The 18,135-nt window shown below is 69.3% G+C and carries 18 protein-coding genes and 1 tRNA gene; 10 read left to right on the top strand and 9 right to left on the bottom strand.

Annotated features, from left to right (window positions below; genetic code table 11):
• The first annotated feature begins 60 nt into the window (after positions 1–60).
• From ABD333_RS30435 to ABD333_RS30425, 3 genes are read left to right on the top strand one after another with little or no spacing between them, the layout of a single operon-like run.
• The gene (locus tag ABD333_RS30435) at positions 61–294 is read left to right on the top strand and encodes a hypothetical protein (protein WP_344545969.1); all 234 of its coding nucleotides are present in this window, start codon (positions 61–63) and stop codon (positions 292–294) included.
• Entirely contained in the window at positions 251–1,168 is a 918-nt protein-coding gene (locus tag ABD333_RS30430) for a helix-turn-helix transcriptional regulator (RefSeq protein WP_344545968.1), read from the top strand. Before ABD333_RS30435 ends, ABD333_RS30430 begins: the two co-directional genes overlap by 44 nt.
• 49 nt (positions 1,169–1,217) lie before the next feature.
• Entirely contained in the window at positions 1,218–2,378 is a 1,161-nt protein-coding gene (locus ABD333_RS30425) for a DMT family transporter (RefSeq protein WP_344545967.1), read from the top strand.
• A gap of 34 nt (positions 2,379–2,412) precedes the next feature.
• On the opposite strand, the gene ABD333_RS30420 is transcribed toward ABD333_RS30425, so the two are convergent.
• The 4 genes from ABD333_RS30420 to ABD333_RS30405 all read right to left on the bottom strand — a co-directional run bounded on the left by ABD333_RS30420 (position 2,413) and on the right by ABD333_RS30405 (position 6,400).
• Positions 2,413–3,282, bottom strand: a complete 870-nt coding sequence (locus ABD333_RS30420) for an aldo/keto reductase (RefSeq protein WP_344545966.1) — start codon at positions 3,280–3,282, stop codon at positions 2,413–2,415.
• Positions 3,283–3,336: 54 nt separating this feature from the next.
• Entirely contained in the window at positions 3,337–4,128 is a 792-nt protein-coding gene (locus ABD333_RS30415; RefSeq protein WP_344545965.1) for an SDR family NAD(P)-dependent oxidoreductase, read from the bottom strand.
• A gap of 84 nt (positions 4,129–4,212) precedes the next feature.
• A complete protein-coding gene (locus ABD333_RS30410) occupies positions 4,213–6,030 on the bottom strand; it encodes a M64 family metallopeptidase (protein ID WP_344545964.1) in 1,818 nt (605 codons plus the stop codon).
• 151 nt (positions 6,031–6,181) lie between these two features.
• A complete protein-coding gene (locus ABD333_RS30405) occupies positions 6,182–6,400 on the bottom strand; it encodes a hypothetical protein (protein ID WP_344545963.1) in 219 nt (72 codons plus the stop codon).
• 227 nt (positions 6,401–6,627) lie between these two features.
• Here ABD333_RS30405 and ABD333_RS30400 point away from each other — a divergent pair, with 227 nt between their 5' ends.
• From ABD333_RS30400 to ABD333_RS30390, 3 genes are all read left to right on the top strand, one after another.
• On the top strand, positions 6,628–6,747 hold the full coding sequence (locus ABD333_RS30400) for a DLW-39 family protein (RefSeq protein ID WP_307797310.1): 120 nt from the start codon (positions 6,628–6,630) through the stop codon (positions 6,745–6,747).
• 41 nt (positions 6,748–6,788) lie between these two features.
• The gene (locus ABD333_RS30395) at positions 6,789–7,517 is read left to right on the top strand and encodes an HAD-IA family hydrolase (RefSeq protein WP_344545962.1); all 729 of its coding nucleotides are present in this window, start codon (positions 6,789–6,791) and stop codon (positions 7,515–7,517) included.
• Positions 7,518–7,547: 30 nt separating this feature from the next.
• Positions 7,548–7,620: transfer RNA gene (locus tag ABD333_RS30390), tRNA-Ala, on the top strand.
• A gap of 369 nt (positions 7,621–7,989) precedes the next feature.
• Here the strand turns inward: ABD333_RS30390 and ABD333_RS30385 are convergent.
• From ABD333_RS30385 to ABD333_RS30370, 4 genes are all read right to left on the bottom strand, one after another.
• Positions 7,990–8,262 (bottom strand): hypothetical protein, encoded by a 273-nt coding sequence (locus ABD333_RS30385; protein ID WP_344545961.1) that lies wholly within the window; start codon positions 8,260–8,262, stop codon positions 7,990–7,992.
• A 54-nt stretch (positions 8,263–8,316) separates the two neighbouring features.
• On the bottom strand, positions 8,317–9,351 hold the full coding sequence (locus ABD333_RS30380) for a peptidoglycan-binding protein (RefSeq protein WP_344545960.1): 1,035 nt from the start codon (positions 9,349–9,351) through the stop codon (positions 8,317–8,319).
• The gene (locus ABD333_RS30375) at positions 9,351–9,479 is read right to left on the bottom strand and encodes a hypothetical protein (protein ID WP_344545959.1); all 129 of its coding nucleotides are present in this window, start codon (positions 9,477–9,479) and stop codon (positions 9,351–9,353) included. The genes ABD333_RS30380 and ABD333_RS30375 overlap by 1 nt, the downstream gene beginning before the upstream one ends.
• Positions 9,480–11,134: 1,655 nt before the next feature.
• The gene (locus ABD333_RS30370; RefSeq protein ID WP_344545958.1) at positions 11,135–13,324 is read right to left on the bottom strand and encodes a terpene synthase family protein; all 2,190 of its coding nucleotides are present in this window, start codon (positions 13,322–13,324) and stop codon (positions 11,135–11,137) included.
• A 197-nt stretch (positions 13,325–13,521) separates the two neighbouring features.
• On the opposite strand from ABD333_RS30370, the gene ABD333_RS30365 reads away from it, so the two are divergent.
• From ABD333_RS30365 to ABD333_RS30350, 4 genes are all read left to right on the top strand, one after another.
• Positions 13,522–14,151 (top strand): DUF1707 SHOCT-like domain-containing protein, encoded by a 630-nt coding sequence (locus ABD333_RS30365; protein WP_344545957.1) that lies wholly within the window; start codon positions 13,522–13,524, stop codon positions 14,149–14,151.
• A gap of 315 nt (positions 14,152–14,466) precedes the next feature.
• On the top strand, positions 14,467–15,618 hold the full coding sequence (locus tag ABD333_RS30360) for a sensor histidine kinase (protein ID WP_344545956.1): 1,152 nt from the start codon (positions 14,467–14,469) through the stop codon (positions 15,616–15,618).
• A complete protein-coding gene (locus tag ABD333_RS30355; protein WP_344545955.1) occupies positions 15,615–16,268 on the top strand; it encodes a response regulator in 654 nt (217 codons plus the stop codon). The genes ABD333_RS30360 and ABD333_RS30355 overlap by 4 nt, the downstream gene beginning before the upstream one ends.
• 153 nt (positions 16,269–16,421) lie before the next feature.
• Positions 16,422–17,075 (top strand): hypothetical protein, encoded by a 654-nt coding sequence (locus ABD333_RS30350; protein WP_344545954.1) that lies wholly within the window; start codon positions 16,422–16,424, stop codon positions 17,073–17,075.
• Here the strand turns inward: ABD333_RS30350 and ABD333_RS30345 are convergent.
• Positions 17,072–18,043 (bottom strand): helix-turn-helix domain-containing protein, encoded by a 972-nt coding sequence (locus tag ABD333_RS30345; RefSeq protein WP_344545953.1) that lies wholly within the window; start codon positions 18,041–18,043, stop codon positions 17,072–17,074. The two genes, ABD333_RS30350 and ABD333_RS30345, sit on opposite strands and share 4 nt — an antisense overlap.
• Positions 18,044–18,135: the final 92 nt, after the last annotated feature.

The following is an 18,135-nucleotide window of genomic DNA, read 5'->3' as shown; positions in this document are numbered from 1 at the left end:
TTGCGGCGGCCCCTCCCGGCAACGAACACCAGTTCGATCTCATGCTACGCTCGCGGACTCATGGGACACCTTCTGAACGAGCCTGTACGAGCCGAGCACGACACGGCCGGACGGCTCACCGCCTACGAATGGCGAGGTGCGCGCTACTCGGTGGAGGAGATCCTGAAGACCTACGGATCGTCCCCGGAAGGCCGTCTCTACCGCGTCCGGATCACCGGTGCCGACGGCGTCGCGATCGCGGAGCTCAGCCGTGACGCGGACCGCTGGCGGCTCCGGCACCTCTTCTCCGCCTGACGGCGGCGACCGCGAACCGGACCGGGCGGTCTGGACGCGTGTCCGCGGCGTCCAGGGAACACCTCTCGACCTGCTGACCGCCCGCATCGGCGCCCGGCACTACGCGCCGCATGCCCACGACGAGTACGCGATCGGCGTGTGCACCGACGGGCTCGAAGTGATGAGCTACCGGGGCGAACGCCACTACACCGGGCCCGGCATGCTCGTGATGCTGGAGCCCGGAGAGGTGCACACGGGTGGTCCGGCGGACGCGGGCGGCTTCACGTACCGGGTCTTCTATCCGAACGCGGCGTTGCTGTCCGAGGGCGGGCTGCACGTTCCGCATTTCCCTGAGGCCTTCGTACGAGACGAGGAGCTCGCCCAGGAGGTCTGGCGTACGCACCGCCTGCTCGTCCGGGACGATGACCTGCTCGAAAGCGAGACCCGGCTGCTCGAACTGCTGCGTGCGCTCGTACACAGGCATGCTTTGTCACCTATGCACACATCTCGCCGCGGCACATTCGAGACGGGCGAACGGGGCGACGCCGCCGCGCTCCGGATCGCTCGTGCCGTGACGGGGCGCCTCGCGGACGAGTTGGTCGATCCCCCGACCCTCGCGGACCTCGCCGCCGATCTCGGGCTGTCGCGCTATCAACTGCTGCGGGCGTTCCGTGACGCCGAGGGCATGCCGCCGTACGCCTGGCTCGCGCAGCACCGGGTCGCTAGGGCCCGAGCGCTGCTCGACGCCGGACACCGTCCGGCCGAGGCTGCGACGCTGGTCGGGTTCGCCGATCAGGCTCATCTGACCCGGTGGTTCCGGCGCGTTCTCGGAGTAACACCCGGGGCGTACCGCAACAGCGTTCAAGACAGCGCCCTTCGCGTCCGGCGAAGCTGACCTCCGCGCCGCACGACGGTGCGTGCGCGTGAACGAACGGAGGACGTGGGTGAGTCGCCGCGGGTGGGTGTTGTTCGCGCTGATGGGCGTGCTGTGGGGGATTCCCTACCTGATGATCAAAGTGGCGGTCGAGGGTGTCTCGGTGCCCGTGCTGGTATTCGCGCGGACCGCCATGGGAGCCGCCCTGCTGCTGCCTTTCGCGTTGCGTGCCGGTGGGTTCGGCATGCTTCGGCGGCACTGGAAGTGGCTCGTGGTGTTCTCCGTCCTGGAGATCCTCGGGCCGTGGGCGCTGCTGTCCGACGCCGAACGTGAACTGTCGAGCTCGATGACGGGGCTGCTCATCGCGGCCGTGCCGATCGTCGGGATCATGGTGGCGCGCCTGGCCGGAGACTCCGAACGGCTCGGAGTGGCGCGATGGGCGGGGCTCTTGCTCGGCCTGGGCGGCGTCACCGTTCTGGCGGCGCCGCATCTGGACGGCGGCAGCGCCTGGTCGATCGGCGAGGTGATGCTGGCGGCGTTCGGGTACGCGACCGCCCCGATGATCGCCACCCGCAAGCTGCAGGACGTTCCGAACCTGACGCTGACCACCGCGTGCCTCACGTTCGCCGCGCTCGTCTACCTGCCTCCGGCCGCCATGACATGGCCGGAGACGATGCCCAGCGGACGCGTGCTCGCCGCACTGGCCGGACTCGGCGTCCTCTGTACCGCGGTGGCGTTCATCATCTTCCTGGAGCTGATCCGAGAGGTCGGCACCTCCAGGACCCTGGTCTTCACCTACGTCAACCCCGCCGTCGCCGTCATCGCCGGCGTGGTGCTGCTCAGCGAGCCCCTCACCGCCACGATCGTCGTCTCGTTCGGCCTTATCCTTTGCGGCTCCGTCCTGGCCACCGTCCGCCAACCCGCCGACCCAACCCCTGTCAACACCGATCCAAGCTCCGCCGATACCGATCCAACCCCGACCGACGCCGATCCGAGCTCCGCCGACACCGACCCAACCCCGGCCGACACCGCCCCAAGCTCCGCCGACACCGCCCCAAGCTCCGCCAACACCGACCCAACCCCGGCCGACACCGCCCCAAGCTCCGCCGACACCGCCCCAAGCTCCGCCGACACAGACGCAGCGCCCGCCAACACCGACGCAACCCCCGCCGACGCTGACTCCGGACCGCCCGTAATCAACACCCCCACCGCCAACACCCAACTCCGCTGATAGTGCGGGTCTGTTGGGCCGCAGCGTGTGGGGGTTAGCCGAGGGCGGACAGTTGGTCGGTCTCTTCGGGGGTGAGGGAGATGGTGCCGGCGGCGAGGTTGTCCTCCAGGTGCGCGACCTTGGAGGTGCCGGGGATGGGCAGCATCACGGGTGAGCGGTGGAGGAGCCAGGCAAGGGCGAGCTGGGCCGGGGTGGCGTTGTGGCGGGCGGCGGCCTCGGCCAGGATTCCGCCGGGCTCGGCGAGCTTGCCCGTCGCCAGAGGGAACCATGGGATGAAGCCGATGTTTTGGCGTTCGCAGTGGTCCAGTAGGGCCTGCGACTTGCGGTACGTCAGGTTGTAGAGGTTCTGCACGGAGACGATGTCGACGATTTTGCGGGAGGCTTCGAGCTCGTCCACCGACACCTCGGAGAGGCCGATGTGGCGGATCTTGCCTTCGCCCTGCATGTCCCGCAGAACGCCGAGCTGCTCCTCCAGCGGTACCGTCGGGTCGATGCGGTGGAGCTGGTAGAGGTCGATCCGTTCCAGCCTGAGCCGGCGCAGGCTCATCTCCACGCACTGCCGCAGGTATTCGGGACGGCCGAGCGGCGGCCACTCGTTCGGGCCCGACCGGGTCAGACCGCCCTTGGTCGCGATCAGCAGGTCGTCGGGGTACGGGTGGAGCGCCTCGGCGATGAGGTCCTCGCTGACGTACGGCCCGTACGAGTCGGCGGTGTCGATGAACGTCACGCCCAGCTCGACGCTGCGCCGCAGTACGCGCAGGGCCTCGTCGCGGTCGGCGGGCTCGCCCCAGACGCCCGGGCCGGTGATCTGCATGGCGCCGAAGCCCAGCCGGTGCACGGGCAGGTCGCCGCCGAGGGTGAACGTGCCGCTCGCGGCCGCCGGGCGTGCAGAAAGGTCACTCATGGAATCCCCTGGAACGTCGTCGTTGTCGCGTTTCTATTGGATCATGGCGACTCGTCAGCGTTTGCCGCGCTGTCCCTGGGCGAGGCCTTGGGTGATCTTGTCGCTCCCGGCGCGGCGCTGGATGGCGGCCGCGAGGCCCGGCGCCGCGCCCCCGATCAGCGCGCCGACGCGCAGGCTCAGCGGTGCGACGTCGACCTCGGCGAGGTTCTTGTCGATGGCTCGCAGGGTCGCCCGTGCCACGTCCCGCGGTGAACGTGTGCCGATGCCGCGCGGCAGGTCCACCTTGGCTTCGGCGAACATGCCCGCGTCCCTGATGAAGCCGGGGAACACCGTTGAGACCCCGACACCGTGCGGCCGCAGGTCCTCCCGGAGCGCTAGGGCGAACCCGCGCATCCCGAACTTGGTGGCGTTGTAGAGCGAGGCCTGCCCGGACGCGGTCTTGCCGGCCAGGGAGGAGATGAAGACCAGGTGCCCGCGGCCACGAGCGGACATCGCCTCCCCCACCAGCTTCGCCATGACGATGGGGGCGCGCAGGTTGACGTCGAGGGCTCGGTCGATCTCTTCCGTCGAGTAGTCGGAGAGAAGCCCGGAGGCGGGCAGCGCCGCGTTCGCCACGAGGACGTCGATCTCACCGGCCTCGGCCAGCAGGCGTTCGAGGGCGTCCGGGTCCGCGAGATCGGCGGCGATCGCGTGGCCGCCGAGCCGGTCGGCCAGCGGTTCGAGGACGTCGGTGCGGCGCCCGGTCAGCACCACCTCACCGCCGCGCGCGGCGAACGCCTCGGCCAGCGCCTGTCCGATGCCACCCGTGGCACCCGTGAGCAGAACCTTTGCGCCTCGCAGATCCATGACGGGATGATCCCACTCGTGGTCGCCCGGACGCCATAGGCCCCGGGGGCGGCGGCGGACCATTCCGCCCCCGGGGCGTGGACGTCAGCCGTTGAGGGTCACGACGAACTTGCCGGCGCGACCGATGTTCCCGGACGAGTCGATGGCGCGGTACTCGATCGTGTGGCGGCCCGTACCGAGCCTGCCGTACGTCAGGTGGTCGATGACGGTGCCGTTCGCGGTGAACAGGAACGGCGCCTTGGAGTCGGTCGGCCAGCCGAAGTAGTTGAACCAGCCGTCCCCGTCCACCCGGAACTCGGTGACGACGGCGCCGGGACGGTCGTCCGCGCCGGTCAGCCGCATGGTGAACGGGCCGTCGAAGACGTACTCGGCGGGCTTACCCGGCCGCGGCCTGGTCGCCTTGGCGGCCTTGGACAGCTCGTACGTCACGGTCGGCCGGCGCGCGTCGATCGTCCAGGCGCGCGTGCGTGAGCCCAGCTTCGCCACGAGCCGGTGGCTGCCGGGCGAGAGCCGCAGCTGCTCCAGGTCGATCGAACGGTCGCCACCTCGCACGCGCCGTCCGTCGACGTACCAGGAGATGCGCGGCGCGTGGCGCGCCGGGTGCGTCGTCTCGGCGTAGACGACGTCCTTCGCGCTCACCGGGCGGTCGGTCGGGGTCGAGGACGTGAAGTCCGCCGCCTTGCTCGCGGGAGGCGTCTTCACGCGCGTGTCGACCGTCCACGTGCGGGTCTGCGTGAGCGCGGCGGACGCGCGGATCTCCGGGTCGCGGACGAACGCGGTCGGGTCGGTGACCGTGGCCTTCAGCGTGTGCACGCCGGGCCTCATCGGCAGCCTGCGCAGGTCAAGGTTGCGGAGGTCGCGCGCCCCGCGTACGACTCTGCCGTCGAGCGTCCACCGGACCGACAGCTCGTGCCCGGTCGGGTGCATCGTCTCCAGCCACACCACGCGGTCGGCGCCGATCGGCGCGTCGGCGGGCGTGTGCGCCTGGACGAGGTTGACCTTGGCGGAGATCCGCTGGGTCATGCGTTCGCGGGAGACCTGGTCGAAGTAGTAGCCGAGCGTCTTCATCATCGAGTGCTGGCTCGGCCGCCAGACGCCCTTGGTGGTGTAGAGCCCGCCTTCGTACCGTCCGATGGTCCCGCCGGACTCGCTCCGCTCACCTAGCCAGCGCCACCACTTCTTCTTCTGGTCGCGCATCTGCTGCTCGGTGAGGAGCGTGTGGTGGATGGACGCCGGTTCGGGACCCTCGTACGTGCCACCGGGTACGCCGCGCTGGTAGTAGTCGTACTCGTCGTCCAGGCCGCCCAGCGAGTGCCCGAGCTCGTGCGGCGTGATCAGGGCGGACAGCGCGTTGCCACCGGACGCGGTGGCGTACGTGCCGCCCGCGCCGCCGTAGGTGTCGCTGTTGGCCAGCGCGAGGATCTGCCGGTTGGCGGACGAGGTCCCGGAGATCAGGTCGGCGTACTTCTTGGCCGCCGCCGAGCTCATCGTCAGCAGCCGCTGGGGCCCCTGCGTGGTGCAGCCGCCCCAGAACGCCATGCCGAGCGGCGTCGTCCGGCGCGGGGACTCCAGCGCGGGGTCGCAACTGACCCCCGACTCCCCCGACTCGATCTCGACGGCATAGACGTTCACATAGCTGCGGTACGACTTGAACGGCTCGATCGTCCACAGGTCGCTCAGGTGCTTGTCGACATGAGCCCGGAACTTCGGCAGATCGGCCATCGTGTAGCCGTCACCCATGATCACCAGATTGAAACGCTTGCCCGGATCCCCGGTGACCTGGATCGGCACGACCTTCGCGTCACCGGCGGCGGCCACGGCCGTGCCCACCGCCCCGACCGGGAGCGCGACCGTGGCGGTGCCCGTCACCACGGCGATCGCGAGCGTCCTTGCTCTCCTCATGCGCCTGCCTCCTCGAGGGCGCGCACGGGGGACGAGATCGGTCCGGGAAACCGGGCGCGCCGGCTCGACCCGTTGATCAAACGGGCAGGGCCGGATTATCGCGAGAAGATCGGGTTTCGCACCATACTTCGGGCTGGCCGGTTCCAGTCGGTCACAGGCCGAGCCGCCAGAGCACCAGGATGAGCGAGCAGAGCACCAGGCCCGCGGCGCCCAGCGGTGCCCGGCCGAGCGTGATCAGCGCCGTGCAGCCCGCGGCGACCGCGGCGGCAACCATGACCATGCCCCGGCCTCCCGAGCCGTCCTCGCCGGGCTCAGCGGCTGTCCCCTGGAGTTCGCGCTCCCAGAGACCGAAGTCGTCCTCTGCGCTCATGGGACTCCCAGACATTTCGCCGTGCCCGGATTATGCGGCCGATGCGTCCGTCCGGCGAGATGGCGGAAACGACAGAGCCTTCGTACCCGGCGGTCCCGCCGGATAACGGTGCGGGGTGCGGAGTGCACGCGATCGGTTGCTAGGCTGCGGAGAGCCTGGGGAAGAGTTACATGATCGGAACGCCCCCCAGGTTTTGGCTTCATAGTCGAGGTGAAGGGGTCCCCACCGTGAAGAAGCTGCTTGTTCTCGCTGTTCTTGCTCTTGGCGGCTTCGCTGTCTGGCGTCGGCTCCAGCAGGACCGCGCTGAGCTGGATCTGTGGACCGAGGCCACGTCCTCCGACAGCTGAGACTCCGGAGATAGCGGAGCACGTTCGAGGGAGGCCCCGGCGTGACCGGAGCAGAGCGGATCACGATCGCCTGCCTCGATCTCGCCGGGACCACTGTGGCCGACGGCGACGCCGTGGCCACGGCCTTCGCCGAGGCGATCGCCGCCATGGGAGTCGTCGCCGGCACGACGGCGCACGAACGTGCGATGGCCTGTGTCCAGGACGCGCGCGGCCGGCCCAAGATCGAGGTCTTCCGCATGCTCTTCGGGGACGAGGCCCGTGCGCAGGCCGCGAACCTCTCGTTCGAGCATTCCTTCGATCTGGCCGTCGACCGTCGTGGGCTCAGCCCCGTGCCCGGCACCGAGGACGCCATGGAGCGCCTCACCGGTGCCGGGATACGTGTCTGCCTGCTGACCGGCTTCAGCCGCCGCACGCTCGGCCGGGTCATCGACACGCTCGGCTGGTGGAACCGCGTCGACATGGCGCTGTGCCCCGAGGACGGCGGCCGCGGCCGCCCGTGGCCGGATCTCATCCTGTCCGCCGCACTGCGCCTCGGCATCGACGACGTACGGCACATCGCCGTCTGCGGCGACACCGAGAACGACATGCTCTCGGGCCGCCGCGCGGGAGCCTCCGTTGTAGCGGGCGTCCTCACCGGCGCACACGACGCCGACCGCCTCCAGCGCGCCGGCGCCACCCACGTGCTCTCCAGCGTGGCCGACTTCCCCGACCTGGTCCTGCTGCCGCGCCCCCGCCACCACGATGACGCAGTGACCGCCGAGCACAGGTAAGCTTGTCGCGCCCTCCCAGGGCGCACCCAAGGGGCCTTAGCTCAGTTGGTAGAGCACCGGCTTTGCAAGCCGGGTGTCAGGGGTTCGAATCCCCTAGGCTCCACACCTCAGAAGCCCAGGTCAGAAGTAGACTTCCGACCTGGGCTCTCGCCTTTCACGATGTCCGTGCGCCTCACCACGGCCATTCACCCACCAATGTCACAGGCCCATCGGCAGTTGTGGCTGTCGACCGCCCAGGTCTCACTCGCACACTGGGAGCGACCAGCTCGCCGCTACGTCAGGGCGGGGCAACACGGCAGCTACGCAGAGCATGCGAACGCACAGGCATCGCCTAGGGCAGGGCAATGATCCGGGAGCTTGCAGTTGCCAGATCTGGGTCAGGTCGTCCGGTCGGCAGGGCGACGCACAGGCAGGAGCGAGATCGTCACCGTCAGGAGGCGGAGATCGTGCCGTACGGTGCGGGCCTTGCCGCTCACTCCTCGCTGATGCCCATGGCGAAGGAGAAGGTCGCTATGAACTCCCGGTAGGCAGGGTCTGTCTCGGCGGCGGCTATTGCGGCCAACTCCTCGACAAGATGCTGCTTGTCCCCGTCCGGCAGCTGTCCAAGCAGGTATGCGGCGTACTCCATCTGCTTGAGCGCCGTGTCGTCGTCCAACACGGAGTCGTCGCACGTCTCGAAGAACCACGTGTACGCGACGATGGCTTCGAGGAGCCGCCGTACCAGTCCGGGGGGATTCTGCATCACGCAACCTCCCGCGAACGCCCCGGCCCGGCCGCGAGCCGGGGCGTTCGCGGACGGTCAGGAGGCGTCCCAGGCGACGGCCACCGCGCCGTCGTCCTCGCGCCGGACGCTGACACCGTCGGTCGTCTTGGGGTCGCGGAACCTGATCCACGGCTTGGACTTGGCGGAGTCGACGACGAGGATCTCCGAGTACCAGCCGCGGGCGTCGTGGACCGCCACCCGGATGTTGGCCGGAGGGAGCTGCTGTATCCCGTTGTCACCCCAGAAGCCGATCGACGAGGCGTCGCCGGGGTGGATCGAGATCGGGGTCACCGCGGCGGGGCCGTTGTTGAGCTGTCCGTAATAGCGCACGTCGTCGTCCTCCTCGGGGGGACGGGGGGAAAGGGCCTTCTGGAGCGCGGCCGCGGTGCGGGTGCCATAGACCCCGGCCGTCTCGGAGATGTTGTTCTTGCGTTGGAACGAGGTGACGGCGTCCACCGTCTCGGTGCCGTAGTCGCCGTCGGCGCCGAACTTGGGCAACCGCTCGCCGACCTTGAGCAGCGCGTTCTGCAGGTCGCGTACGCGGTCGCCGATGTCGCCGCGCCGTAGCGTCGCTGCGGGAGCCTTGCCGTTCCATCTGTACGGGGTGTAGTCCGGACGGCCGTATCCGGCGATGGACGAGGCGGACCGTACGCGGCGTTTGCAGGCGTCACCGGTGTTGCCTTCGATGGTCTGAACACGTCCGCCGCCGAGCGCCTTCTCCACAATGCCGACGTGGTCGATGGCGCCGATGGTGTTGGAGTTGCCCCAGTCGAAGAAGACGATGTCACCGGGCTTGGCTTTGTTGATGTTGGCGGTGGTGCCGGAGTGCCAGCGTCCGATCCTCTGGAAGTCTTGGGCGTGCCAGACGGTGTAGGCGCGATCTCCAGCCGGTAGGACGGCTTCGGCGTTGCCGGAGCGGCGAGCCCATTCGGTGACCGCGATGTCACACCAGGGAGCGCGGAGGAACCCGTCGCCGTGGCGCGCGGCGTACGCGCGGGTGAGCGTGTTGGGACGGCCGGAGGTGCCCAGCCATTTCCTGGCTTCGGCGATCAACGCTGCGGCGCTGCCCATCAGCCGTCTCCACGGTAGAAGCCATCGGGATCTGGCTCGCCGTAGAGATCGACGAGGACCCGGTCCTCGTCGGGTTCGGTGGCGTGGTGCGCGTCGGGCACGGCCTCGGGGGGAGGCGGCTCAGTCATAGTTGAATCTCCTGCGAGGTGGTGATCGCGTTGAGTATTGCGGGACAAGTCGCCATAGAGTGCGAAATTACGACAATGTGCACCCGACCGAGCGGTTGTCGATGATTCGCGTACTCCTGTGAACAGACAAACACCCCAGATCAACACAATCAGGAGATCCGGCGCCTCGCGCCCACCACGCAGGACCCCGCCGCCAGGACGATTTGGATGGCCGCGCAACGACAGCAAGCGCACCAGGCAGAACGCGCAGCGAGAACCAGCCTCCACAGCGCAGCCGCCGGAACAGGACCGCTAGGACACGTCCGCCAAAGCCACCCGGTCAAAGAGTCCGGCTGAGCGCGCTGGCGCCGTGTACCGCACTCCCCGAAGGCCGCGTCGGATCAGCGTTCCCCGGCTGAGGCGAAATCTCTGCTGCGATGGCGGACCCGCTGACCCTGCCGCAACTTCACGTCACCAAGGCGGTCACAGCTCAACACCACTTAGAAAGTGAGGGGTTTCAAGTGCTCTGCCCGCGCCGGACGTGGATCCGTGGCTCCCGCCTCAATAGGTACGCGCAGGACGAGGCCACAGGCACGCCCTAGCCCCGCATCGCGGGCTCGAGACGACCGGGCCCGGGCGGACAGGACGTGGGCCACAGCCCATCTGCATCAGGCACGCCGACTGAAAACGCAGGCCACGCCAGGTGCGCGGAGAAGTGTGACGCGCAGGCCGCGCCGTGGCGGGGACGTGGTGTGCGGCGCATGTGCGGCAAGCCGTGCTGGGCGGATCGTGCGCGAGGAAGAGGTGCGGCGGATAGCGCGCGCCGTGCCGGGCGAGTCGGCTGCGTGGCGGCGGGTTGCGTCGGGTGGGAGATGGCGTGCATAGCGCACGTTCGGTAGGGGCACGCAGTACGGATCATGCGCGGGGAGAGGTGCGGCGGGTAGTCCGCGCTGTGCCGGGCGCGTCGGATGCGCGCGTACAGGAGCGTGGCTGGGCTGCGCTGGGCCGAGGCGTGGCGAGCAACGCATGTTAGGCGGGGGTGCCGGGCGGAGGCGCTCTAGGTGAGGCTTACGGGCAGAGTTGCGGCGGGTAGCCCGTGCGGGGGGCGCGCGGACAGGAGCGTGGCGGGCGGGCTGTGTCGGGTGGGAACGTGGCGGGCAACGCACGTTCGGCAGGCCCCGCCGGGCGGAGCATGCGCGGGAATAGATGGGGCGGTTAGGCCGCGCCAGGTCGGACGTGGCACAGCCCATCTTGGGCAGGCCGCGCCGGTAGGAACGCGTCGGGTGCGCGGACAGGAGCATGGCTCGCAGGGCCTGGACGTGGCGGGCAGCGCACGTTCGGTAGGGGCACGTTGGGCGGAGCATGCGTGGGGTGAGGCGCGGGCGGGTCGCGTCGGGCGTGGGCGTGGCGGGCAGTGCATGTTCGGCAGGCCGTGTCGGGTCTTAGGCGTCCTGGGCGGGGCATGCGAGCAGAAGTGTGGAGGATCGTTCGCGCTGGGTGGGAACGTGTCGGGCGGGGCACGTCGGGTGCGCGCGGCTAGGAGCGTGGCGGTCAGTTTGCGTCGGGTGGGACGTGGTGCAGAGCCATCTCTGGCAGGGCGCGCTGGGTGGGGCATGCGTGGGGTTGGTGGGTGGGGCACAGCCGGCCGGGGGGTTGGCCGGCTGTGCCCTAGGTCTTCATTGGGGAGAGGTTGGGTGGGTGGTGGAGAGGAGGCGGGCTGCGGAGGTGCCTAGGCCTGTGGGACCTAGGTTTGGTTTCCTTGGGGCGGGTGTTCGTGGGGTGTGGTGGCGGAAGAGGTCGGACTCCTTGTAGCGGTTGCAGCCGTGGTGCCAGTTCAGGATTCCGGCTAGCCAGTGTTGGAGTTCGACTACGTACCGGTCGAGGGTTGTGCGTTCTGCTGGGCTCAGGTCGGCGTCCTCGTACAGGATGGGTAGCTCGTGGTCGGCCACGTGCTGGAACTGGCGCATCCGGGAGGCCATCAGGTCGGTGACGATCGACAGGGCGGTTGGGTAGTCGCACTGGAAGAAGTTCTGGACGACGAGGATGCCGTTGTGGACCTCGCCCTCGAACTCGATCTCCTTCTGGTATGAGAAGACGTCGTTGAGCAGGGCGGCGTAGTCCATGGCCGCGTTCTCCAGCGAACGCATCGGGCCGCTTTCGTAGATGTCCGGGGGCACCTGGCGGCCGTGGGCCAGCCGGGAGAGGCTCATCGTGAGTTCGGAACCGAAGGTCTTCCGCCGCATCTCGACGTAGTCGACCGGGTCCGGGATCCGGTTGCCAATCTGATTGGCGAGCTCCCAGAGCCAGCTGTCGAGCATCTCCTCGATCCCGGCGCGGAACTTCTCGCGCGCGCTTACTGTCATTGATCCGGCCGTACGGGCCCATAGGTCGGCCAGGCCTCGTTCCAGCGCTGTCACGGGTATGGCAACGGCTGTTTCTTGTTTGGTCGGCATGAACATGCGGAGGCGGTCGTTGCATGCTTTCGCCCCGGCCAGGTCACGGGTCCGGCCGTACGCCACGGGATAGAGGTCGTCGGCGTACGTGCCCCAGGTCAGCCAGCCTGATGACAGGTCGAGCTCTTCTGGAGAGGCGTCGGGGTGGATTCCGGCGGCGCACAGGGGGAGGTCGTAGTCGATGAGCTTGGCCTCGTTCCACACGCCGGGTTGCGGATGGAGGAAGCCCATCCTGCCCGCCCACTCGACCACGTTGCGGCGCGCGGCGTTCAGGTGCGGGCTGAGGGTGGTGGTGAACGGCATGTAGAGGTCGGGGATGCGCGACGGCCCGACTCTTTCGTACGGCGTGTGCGTGAAGCCGCGGAGCCTGCTCACCATGGCCCTGATGTTGGCCGCCGACATGCCGAACGCCGAGGTCGCGGCCTTCTTGTTCATGTACCGGCTGGAGCGCATGTGCCATTCGTGCCCGCCCGACTGCCAGTCCTGGAGGCCCTTCACGTACGCGACCACCTTGGCGCACGACTCCGGGTCGAGTCCCTTTTCGGCGAAGAGCGGGGTGAGTTCGGTGAGCGCCGTGTGCTCGAACTGCTGGAGGCGCGAGGTGAGCAGGTCGTTCACCGCGTCCGCGGCCTCCTGCGTCGTGCATTTGAGGAACGTCTCCAGGACGAGGACGCCGTTGGCCAGTTCGCCTTCGTCCTCCGTCTCCCGCTGGTAGGAGAAGAGGTCGTTGCGCAGGTGCACGCCGTCCGCGAACGAGTCGCGCAGGACCTGCAGCGGCCGGGAGCCGGCGACCTCGGCGGGCACCTCGGCGCGTGCGGCGTGTTCGACGAGCCCGGCGGACCACGGTGCCCCGCCCACCTTGCGGCGCATCTCGATGTACTCGACGGGGTTGGGCACGCGGCGCGCGTTGATGTTGGAGAGTTCCCAGAGCGACTCGTTCAGGAGGTTCGCGGTGCTCTCGGCGAAGCGCGCGCGCCACGCCATGGACATGGTCGGCACGCTGCGCGCCCACAGATCCGCCAGGCCCGCTTCGACGGGGTTGGCCGGCTCGGGCGTTCCGGCGGCGAGGTCCATCGGCATGAAGGCGGGCAGCCTGTCGAGGTGCTCCTTGCCGCCCCGCCGGTCGTGCGTGCGCTTGTAGAGCTCCAGGAAGTGGTCGTCGAAGAAGAACACCCAGATGTACCACTCGGTGATCAGCGTCAGCTCCGGGCCGTCACAGTCCGGATGGGTGTACGCGCACAGCAGCGCGTAGTCGTGGGCGTCGAGATCCGCCTCGTCCCAGATGCCTGAGCCCTCCAGCATCCCGAACTCACGCGCCCATAGCCTGGATTCCTCGCGCGCCACTTCGAGATGCGGGTTGAGCCGTGCGGGGTACGGCATGTAGAAGTCCGGCAGCTCAAAGGGCTGTGACATTGACGCGCCTTCCGATGTGGATGGTGACGGAGAGTCAGCGGGCGTAACCGGTTAGGGATGATGCCCCGGTTGCGTCAGGCGGCAAACTGCACTTCCGGCCACGGTCGGTGACCCGCACGGTCACGCAGAGCACTCCTCCGAGGACCTACCGCTGGATGCGCTGGGCTATACGCATCTACTCGGGGTAAGGAGCCGTTATGAAGCACCAGAGCGAGAAGGCGAGCGCGGGTCGTTCGGCGGGGGTGGCCTCCGACGCCGAACGGAACGCCGTCATCACGCGGCTGAACCAGGCATGCGGCGAGGGACTGCTGAGCCTGCGGGAGTTCAGCGAACGGGTCGAGGACGCGCAACTGGCGCGCACCCGCGCCGAACTCGACGGGCTCGTCGGTGACCTTCCGTCGCGGAACGACGCTCCCGAGATCCGTACCCAGTGGCATCTGGCGGCGATGGGCGGGTTGCGCCGCCATGGCCGCTGGTACATGGACCGCCATCTGGTGTCGCTCGCCGTGGTCGGCGGCACCAACCTCGATCTGCGCGAGGCGAAGGTCGCCGCCCCGGAGGTGACGCTGACGAAGATCTCCGTGCTCGGCGGCGTCTCGGTGTGCGTGCCCCGCGGCGTGCGGGTGGTGCTGGAACGCCGCGGAGTGCTCGGCGCGCTCGCGCACGGCCTCTTCGGCGGCCGCGGCACGGGCACGGATGTGGGCGACGAGTGCGGCCCTGTCGACCCCGATATCCCCACTGTGCGCGTACGCGCGTTCTCCTTGCTCGGCGGCGTCACCGTTCAGGAGCCGCCCCTCATCCGCCAGTCCCTGCAACGCTCCGCCTGACCTAGCGGTTGCGGCACTCTGCTTGCCGGGGCCTTGCGGCGCTGAGTGGCCTAGTCCCAGTTTCTGCGCTGCGCTAGCTGGCCGAGCGGTTGCGGTGCTTTGCCTGTCCGGATCCTTGCGCGCTGGATGGGCCTGGTCACTGCGATGCGCTGGCTGGCCGGTCCTTGCGGCGTGCTGGCGGGTCGAGCTGTTGCGCGCGTTGGATGGTCGGGGCGTTGCGGTGCTCTCTGGAGGGCCCCTGCGCGGCTGAGGTGGTGGTGCGGAATCACTCGTGCGGGCGAGGTGTGGTGAGGGGTTCCCGCTGATACTGGGTGAGTGTCCGTCCGAGTTCGTAAGGGTGACGGGCGGCTTGTCGACGTGCTGGTGGCGGTCGCGGTCGCCGTTCCGGTGACCGTGCCGTTCGCTACCGCGCCCGAGGTGACGCCGCTGGGGGTGGTGCTGAACTACGGCACGATCGTTCCGCTGATCTGGCGGCGTCGCGCGCCGTTCGCGGTCGCGTTGATCGTGGCGACCTTCGCCATGCTCGTGCTGGCCCACCATCGGCCCGGCCAGATGCTGCAGTACGGCATGCTGGTGACGATCTACACGCTGGCCGATCTGGGGCGGCGGCGCTGGCAGCGCTGGGGGTTCATCAGCGTGCTCGTCGTCACCACCCCGCCCAGCTCGCTCCTCATCAAGGACAACGACGCGGGGGAGTTCATGTTCACGCTGCTCCTGCCAGTGTCCGCCTTCCTGCTGGGCACGCTCGCGCGGACGGCACGGGAGCGTTCGGACGCCTTGATGGAACGCTCCGTACGCCTGGAGCGGGAGAGGGAAGCGGACGCGGCGCGGGCGGCCGCGGAGGAACGGGCACGGATCGCGCGCGACATGCACGACGTCCTCGCCCACGCCGTCAGCATCATGGTCGTCCAGGCGGAGGCAGGTCCCGTGGTCGTCCGTACCGATCCCGACCAGGCCGAACGAGCCTTCGACGCGATCGCCGACGCGGGCCGGGACGCGATGACCCAGCTGCGGCGAATGCTGGGCGTGCTCAAGGAGGAGCAGGACGTCGGGGTACGTACGCCACAGCCGACCGTCACCGCTCTCCCCGACCTCCTCGAACAGGTGCGGTGCACAGACCTGCGCGTGGAGCTGCGAGTCACGGGCGAGCCTTGTGCACTGCCCGCCGACGCCGACACCGCGGCCTACCGCATCGTTCAGGAGGCCCTCACGAACACGGTCAAGCACGCCGCTGCCTCCGCCGCCACGGTGCTGCTGCGGTGGCAGGACGACGAGTTGGAGATCACGGTGACCGATGACGGACGCGGCCAGGACGCCACGGACGGGTGGCGGCGCGGTGGCGACGGCCTGATCGGCATTCGGGAGCGTGCCGTGGCCTGCGGCGGGGAAGCCGAGGCGGGCCCGATGCCGGACGGCGGCTTCCGGGTGATCGCGCGGCTCCCCCGCACGTCGGTGGTGGCGTCGTGATCCGGGTGGTGCTGGCCGATGACCAGGAACTCGTCCGCAGCGGGTTCACGATGATCCTGGACGCCCAGCCGGACATCGAGGTGGTCGCCGAGGCGGGCGACGGCGCCGCGGCGATCGCCGCCGTCCGGGCGAACGACCCGGACGTCGTCCTGCTGGACATCCGGATGCCCGGCATGGACGGCATCGAGGCCGCGAAGGTCGTGTGCGCCGAGACCCGCGCCCGCGCCATCATGCTGACCACGTTCGACCAGGACGACTACGTCTACGACGCGCTCTACGCGGGCGCCAGCGGCTTCCTGCTCAAGGACGTACGCCGCGATGACCTCGTGCATGCCGTACGCGTCGTGGCGGCGGGGGAGTCGCTGCTCGCGCCCGCCATCACGCGCCGGCTGATCTCGGACATCACCCGCAACCGTCCGCGCTCCGGGCGTACGCCTTCGGACCGGCTGGCCATCCTGACCGAGCGGGAACGCGAGACGCTGCGCCTGCTGGGCCGTGGCCTCTCGAACGCGGAGATCGCGGCGGCGATGGTCGTCAGCGAGCACACCGTCAAGACGCACGTCAGCAACGTCCTGTCCAAGCTCGGCCTGCGCGATCGGGTCCAGGCCGTCATAGCCGCCTACGAGACCCGTCTGATCGAGCCCTCCTGACTCCGTCGCGCGGGGGAGCCGACGCTCCCGCCTCGCCCGTGTCACCGATGGCCCAAGACCGCTCGCGGCGGTGATCACATGCGGAGCCCGTTTCCAGAGGATCGAGAACGTGACCACCCCAGTCACGAACCTCACCTCCTCAGGAGCGACCACATGACGCACGCGGCCAAGACCGAGTCGCCCTCTGTCGGCACGTTCACCCGGCTCACCTTCCACCTGGCGCCGGCACTCATGCTCGTGTACGGCGTGGTCCGGCTGATCGACGGCCGTGACGGCCAGTACGGCCCGGGCGCCGCCTGGACGATCGGGCACCTGTTCTTCTTGGGCGCGCTGATCCTCTACGGTCCGGTGGTCGTGGGGCTCCGGCGACGGGTGCCCTCCGGTGGCACGGCCCGAAAGCTGACCGCCGACATCGCCGCCGGGGTCGCCCTCGTCGGGCTGGCGGCGTTCATCCGGGTCGCGATCGTCGACATCGTCGTGGGGCTACGGGCGGCCGATTTCGCCGAGAAGCGGAGGCTCTCGGACGAGTACTCCGACGTCCCGGCCGTGTTGCCGCAGGCCTTCTACGAGATCGGGCCAATGTTCTTCATGCTCGGCCTAGTGGCCCTGCCGGTGCTGCTGGTCGTGGTCGGTCCGCGCGGTGTCGGCGACGTGCTCAGCCCCGTGCTGGTCACCTTCGGCTTCGTCACGATCTCCATCAACCTGGATCTGCTCCCGGCCGCGGCTGCGCTGATCTGGCTCGCCCTTGCCCGCTACGCCCGTACGCCCCCACCTGCCGCTACCCCTCGGCTGCTGGAACGCGCCTAGGAGGCGGACGTGTGGAAGGTGCGGCGGTAGGCGGAGGGGGAGGTCTTCATGGCGCGGGTGAAGTGGTGCCGGAAGGTGACCGGGCTTTCGAAGCCGACCGCCGCGCCGATCTCTTCGATGGGCATCGCGCCGCCTTCGAGGAGAGGCAGGCTGGCCATGACGCGCTGGGTGATGACCCAGCGCAGCGGGCTCGTTCCGGTCTGCCGGTTGAAGTGCCGGATGAACGTGCGAGGCGCCAGATGGGCTTGGCGGGCCAGCTCGGCGACCGTGATGGGTTCGGTGAGGTGGTCGAGCGCCCACGCCATGGCGCGTGCCACCGCGTCGTCCGCCGCTGGTTCGGTGACCGCGGCCTCCACGAACTGGGCCTGCCCGCCGTCCCGGTGCGGCGGGATGACCAGGCGGCGGGCGACCGTGTTGGCCACCCGCGCGCCGTGGTCCTTGCGTACGAGATGCAGGCACAGGTCGAGGCCCGCGGCGCTGCCCGCGCTGGTGAGGATAGTGCCGCCGTCCACGTAGAGGACGTCTGGATTCACGTGAATCATTGGGTACCGCTGCTGCAGGAGCGCCGCGTACCGCCAATGGGTGGTCGCCTCGCGTCCGTCCAGCAGGCCCGCCGCCGCCAGGGCGAAGGCGCCTGAGCAGATCGAGACGACCCGGGCGCCCCGGTCGTGCGCCTTCCGCAGTGCGGCGACGACCTCGGGCCGCACCTCGCCGCGTACGTCCGGAACGGCCACGACCATGACGGTGTCCGCGGCGGCGAAGACGTCCAGGTCGTTCTCGGTCGTCATGGTGAAGCCGCCGACGGCTCGCATCGGCCCGCGTTCGAACGAGCAGACGCGCAGGTCGTACCAGGGAACGTCGAGTTCCGGCCGGGGCAGTCCGAACACCTCGACCACCGAGCCGAGTTCGAACGGCGCCATGCCGTCGAAGGTCAGGACGGAGATCGTATGGCGCTTGGCGAGCCGCATGGCGAGATCTTATCGGTCGCAGGCATTCATGCCACTGTCCAGTGAGGCCGCCCGGCCGCCACGATTGACGTGTTCGCAGGGACAGACACCAA

The organism is Actinomadura fulvescens, assembly GCF_039533225.1.
In the GTDB taxonomy this organism is placed as follows: domain Bacteria; phylum Actinomycetota; class Actinomycetes; order Streptosporangiales; family Streptosporangiaceae; genus Spirillospora; species Spirillospora fulvescens.
Note: the sequence above shows the minus strand (reverse complement) of the source record. Positions and strands in the feature narration are given on the sequence as shown.